Source organism: Phenylobacterium sp. (assembly GCF_028290885.1).
GTDB lineage: Bacteria > Pseudomonadota > Alphaproteobacteria > Caulobacterales > Caulobacteraceae > Phenylobacterium.
On the sequence record NZ_JAQGIZ010000064.1, the window covers coordinates 1 to 4,627 of the forward strand.

The following is a 4,627-nucleotide window of genomic DNA, read 5'->3' on the forward strand; positions in this document are numbered from 1 at the left end:
CCCAAGACCGTCTCCAAAAAGCAGTCTTGAATCACGCTTCGGCCTCAGCCGGAATCCCTAGAGTCCACAGCTCCTAGGGTCCCTAGTTCGGCATGAGATTTAAGCGGAGGCTTGCCGGCTCGCCTCTCCCTCTCCGCTTCGCGGGGGGAGAGGCGATGATGTAAGCGGGGGCACGTACGACTTCTTGCCTGTCGCCGTTTCGTGCCGACGAGTACCTCCCCGAGACCGCCTGCCAGGCAACACCAAATTAGTCATATCTCTGCAAGCCTTAAGCGGGCAGAGTCGGTGCATGATTGAACCGGCCAAAAACTCAGCTCCTGCGTCCACGGCCGATGAAATGGCCAAGCTTGGCGCAGACTCGGACGCAGCGGGGCATGTGGTTCGCGGGCATGGGACGCCGCGAAATCTGCTAACCCGTCCGCCAATGCCCACTCAGAAGCCGGTCGGCGTCTGATGGCTTTGATTCTCATCGTCGAAGACGAGCTTTTTATTCGGAAAAACGCTGAATGGACGATGGAAGATCTGGGCCACAGCACCCTGGTCGCCTGCGATCTTGGCGAGGCCATGGTTCATTTGTCGGCCTCGGTCCCCATAGACGCCCTGTTCGTGGACATGCGTTTGAGCGCGTTGCCCTTTGGCGGCTACGACGTCGCGAACCAGGCCATTGCCCTGCGGCCTGACTTGCGCGTGCTCTATACCTCCGGAACGCCCCTGACCGCCGATATGGCCGATCAGTTCGTTCCGGGCGGCCAGTTCATCCAGAAGCCTTACTCCCCGGAACAGCTGGGGATTTCCATGCAACAACTTCTCAACTGACGATCGTCGCAGCGCACGCGAGCCGTGCGCGCCTGAGTTAGGACATCCGATCTCCATTTCCGACGCCGAGACGGGCCTGGCGCTCCCGACGGCCGAGGGCCCGGATAGCCGGGGCGCGTTCCAATCCGAGGAATCGATCGTCAAGACCGGCGCCCTGCAGAGCGCCATTTTCAACAGCGCCAACTTCTCCAGCATCGCCACCGACGCCAAGGGGGTGATCCAGATCTTCAACGTCGGGGCCGAGCGGATGCTCGGCTACGCGGCGTCCGAAGTGATGAACACCATCACGCCCGCCGACATCTCCGACCCGCAGGAGCTGATCGCCCGCGCCGAGGCGCTCAGCGCGGAGCTTGGCACCCCGATCACGCCCGGCTTCGAAGCGCTGGTGTTCAAGGCTTCGCGTGGCATCGAGGACATCTACGAGCTGACCTATATCCGCAAGGACGGCACCCGGCTGCCGGCGGTCGTGTCGGTCACCGCGCTTCGCGACGCCCAGGACAGCATCATCGGCTATCTGCTGATCGGCACCGACAACACCGCCCGCAAGGAGGCCGAAGAGGCCCTGCTGAAGGCCGGGGCCCTGCAGAGCGCGATCTTCAACAGCGCCAACTTCTCCAGCATCGCCACCGACGCCAAGGGGGTCATCCAGATCTTCAATGTCGGGGCCGAGCGCATGCTCGGCTACACCGCCGCGGAGGTGATGAACAAGATCACCCCGGCCGACTTTTCCGATCCGCAGGAGTTGATCGTCCGCGCCGAGGCGCTGAGCGCCGAGCTGGCGACCTCGATCACACCGGGCTTCGAAGCCCTGGTGTTCAAGGCCTCGCGGGGGATCGAGGACATCTACGAGCTGACCAAGATCCGCAAGGATGGCACGCGCTTTCCTGCGCTGGTCTCCGTGACGGCGCTACGCGACCCGCAAGGCGCGATCATCGGCTACCTGCTGATCGGCACGGACAACACCGCGCGCAAGCTGGTGGAGGCCGAGCGGGAGAAGTCCGATCTGCGCCTGCGCGACCAGCAGTTCTACACGCGCTCGCTGATCGAATCGAACATCGACGCCCTGATGACCATCGACCCGGCCGGCATCATCACCGACGTCAACCGGCAGACCGAGGCGCTCACCGGCTGCACCCGCGACGAGCTGATCGGCGCGCCGTTCAAGGACTGTTTCACCGACCCCGCGCGCGCCGAAGCCGGGATCAAGCGGGTTCTCGCCGAAAATTCGATCACTGACTATGAACTGACCGCGCGGGCCCGCGACGGCAAGCAGACGGTCGTCTCCTACAACGCCACCACCTTCTACGACCGCAGCCGCACGCTGAAGGGCGTCTTCGCGGCGGCGCGCGACGTCACCGAGCGCAAGCGCGTCGAGGTGGAACTGCAGCAGGCAAAGGCCGCCGCCGAGAGCGCCAGCCGCACCAAGTCCGACTTCCTGGCCAGCATGAGCCACGAAATCCGCACCCCGATGAACGCGATCATGGGGATCGCCGACTTACTGGCGAAGACCGCGCTCACCCCGGAGCAGGACAAGTTCGTGCAGATCTTTCGCCGGTCCGGCGACAACCTGCTCAACCTGATCAACGACATCCTCGATCTCTCCAAGGTGGAGGCCTCGCAGCTCGACCTGGAGCGCACGGACTTCTCTCTGAGCGACCATCTGGAGAAGGTGATGGAGATGGTCGCCCCCCGAGCCCAAGAGAAGGCGCTGACCCTGGTCTGCGAGATCGCGCCGGGCGTGAGCAACGACCTGGTGGGCGACCCCACTCGCCTGCGCCAAGTGCTGCTCAACCTGCTGGGTAACGCCATAAAGTTCACTCAGTCCGGCAGCGTCTCGCTGCGCGTCGAGCCGGACGAGGACGGCGCCGTGCCGACCGCCCTGCGCTTCACCGTAACCGACACGGGTATCGGCATCGCCGACGATAAGCTGGTTCGCGTCTTCGAGCGCTTCACCCAGGCCGATTCCTCAACCACGCGGCGGTTTGGCGGGTCTGGCCTGGGGTTGACGATTTCGCGGCGCCTGGTGGAGCTCATGGGCGGGCGCATCTGGGTGGAAAGCCAGGTCGACGAGGGCAGCCTGTTCGCCTTCGCCGTCCCGTTCGAAGTCTCGGTCGCGGCCAAGAGCCCGGTGGCGGCTCCCGTCGGGGCGGGCCCGGAAGCGCCGCTTCCTGCGCTGCGCATCCTCATCGCGGAGGATTCGCCCGATAATTGCACGATCGCCCTCGCCTACCTCGAGGACACGCCCTACCTGGTCGATGTGGCCGAAACCGGCGTCCTCGCGTGCCAGATGTTCAAGAAGGGGCGCTATGACCTGGTGCTGATGGACCGCCAGATGCCCGCCATGGATGGCCTGACGGCGACGCGGACCATCCGGGCGTGGGAGAAGGCCAACGGCCGCGCGCCCACGCCGATCATTGCGCTGACGGCGTCGGCTTTGAAGGGTGATCGGGAAAGCTGCCTTGCGGCTGGCTGCACCGCTTATCTCACCAAGCCCATAAAGCAGGAGGTCCTGCTGCAGGCGATCAAGGATCACTCCGCTGTCAAGACGCCAACTTTGCCAGGGACCGATGCCTTGGGCGCGGGTCCTTCCCGGGCGGCTCAGAGGTTGGCGGACCGAACGCCGGCCTATCTGGAGAACTGCCGGCTAAACGTCATCTCCATGCTCGCCGCGCTCGACTGCGGCGACTTCCAGGCCGTGACCATCCTTGGACACAATCTGCGTGGCTCCGGCGGCGGTTTTGGCTTTCAGATGATCACCGACATCGGCGCTGGGCTTGAGCAAGCGGCGGACGTTGCAGACTCGGCCGTATCGCGCCGGTGGATAGGCGAGCTGTCGAGCTATCTCGACCACCTGAGAGCCGGGGGGCGACCCCACTAAGGCGCGCTGACAGAACAATTAGGCATTGTCCCGGATTCCCGCCTAGGCGCGCGCGCCTCCGCTGACCGCGTGCGGGGTGTCCCAGGCGGCAAGGATGTCGAGCTGGCGCAGGCGCCCGAACAGGCGCTGGACGTTGGCCTGGTTGGCGCGCACGAGGGAGTCGAGCTTCGGCAAGGCCGAGGCCGGCGCGATGGCGACTAGGCCGCCGGCCGTGCGGCGGCAGAAGCCGAGCGTCTCCAGGACGTCCAGATGGCGTCGGATGGTTTCCCCGGAGACCCGCAGGGGCGCCGCCAGGGCGGCGATGCGGACCGGCCGGCCGACGCGCTCGGGGTCCCGAATCCAATCCGCCAACGCGGCCGTCGTCAGCGCCCGGGTGTTCGCCAGCACCAGCTCCAGCAGGACGAGGCTGCTCAGCACATCGCCGGTCAGGGCGAGCAGGTCGTTGCAGGCGCGCAGCACATATTCCGACAGCGCCCTGTTGGCGGCGCGCACCAGCGGCGCGGAGGCCGGCGGCGGCGCTTGGCCCGGCTGGGGGCCCGTCTCTGGGGCCGTCTCGGGGACCGCCTCGGCGGGCGGCAGGGCGCCGGCGACCTTCAGCGCCTGGTAGAAGCCGCGGGCGCGATCATAGCGGGCGCGCTGCATGGCGATATAGGCTGCCGAGGTCACCGCGCTGCGCGGCACCACGACGCCGCGCGGGGTGATCATGCAGAGGCCGGCGCGGGACAGGCGCAGGAAACGCCGCCGCACGGTCTCGAACGGCAGGCGCAGCGACTGGGCCACCGCGTTGATGCTCACCGGCCTTCGCAACTCGTCCGGCGCGGAGACCTCGACGCCGCCGTAGGCGACCTGGAGGTCCGGATCGCGATTCACCGGCGCCATGTTGGCGTCGAGCGCGGCGGTGAAGATCAGCGCGTCCAGCAGGTCATCGTCGCC

General features: G+C 66.3%; 3 protein-coding genes. 2 read left to right on the forward strand and 1 reads right to left on the reverse strand.

Going from position 1 to position 4,627, the window contains the following annotated elements; genetic code table 11:
- Window positions 1-453: 453 nt before the first annotated feature.
- The gene (locus tag JWP28_RS05125) at window positions 454-816 is read left to right on the forward strand and encodes a response regulator (protein WP_299540720.1); all 363 of its coding nucleotides are present in this window, start codon (window positions 454-456) and stop codon (window positions 814-816) included.
- A gap of 166 nt (window positions 817-982) precedes the next feature.
- On the forward strand, window positions 983-3,694 hold the full coding sequence (locus tag JWP28_RS05130) for a PAS domain S-box protein (RefSeq protein WP_299540725.1): 2,712 nt from the start codon (window positions 983-985) through the stop codon (window positions 3,692-3,694).
- A gap of 42 nt (window positions 3,695-3,736) precedes the next feature.
- Here JWP28_RS05130 and JWP28_RS05135 read toward each other — a convergent pair.
- The coding region (locus JWP28_RS05135; protein WP_299540723.1) for a DeoR family transcriptional regulator at window positions 3,737-4,627 on the reverse strand (891 nt) is incomplete at its 5' end.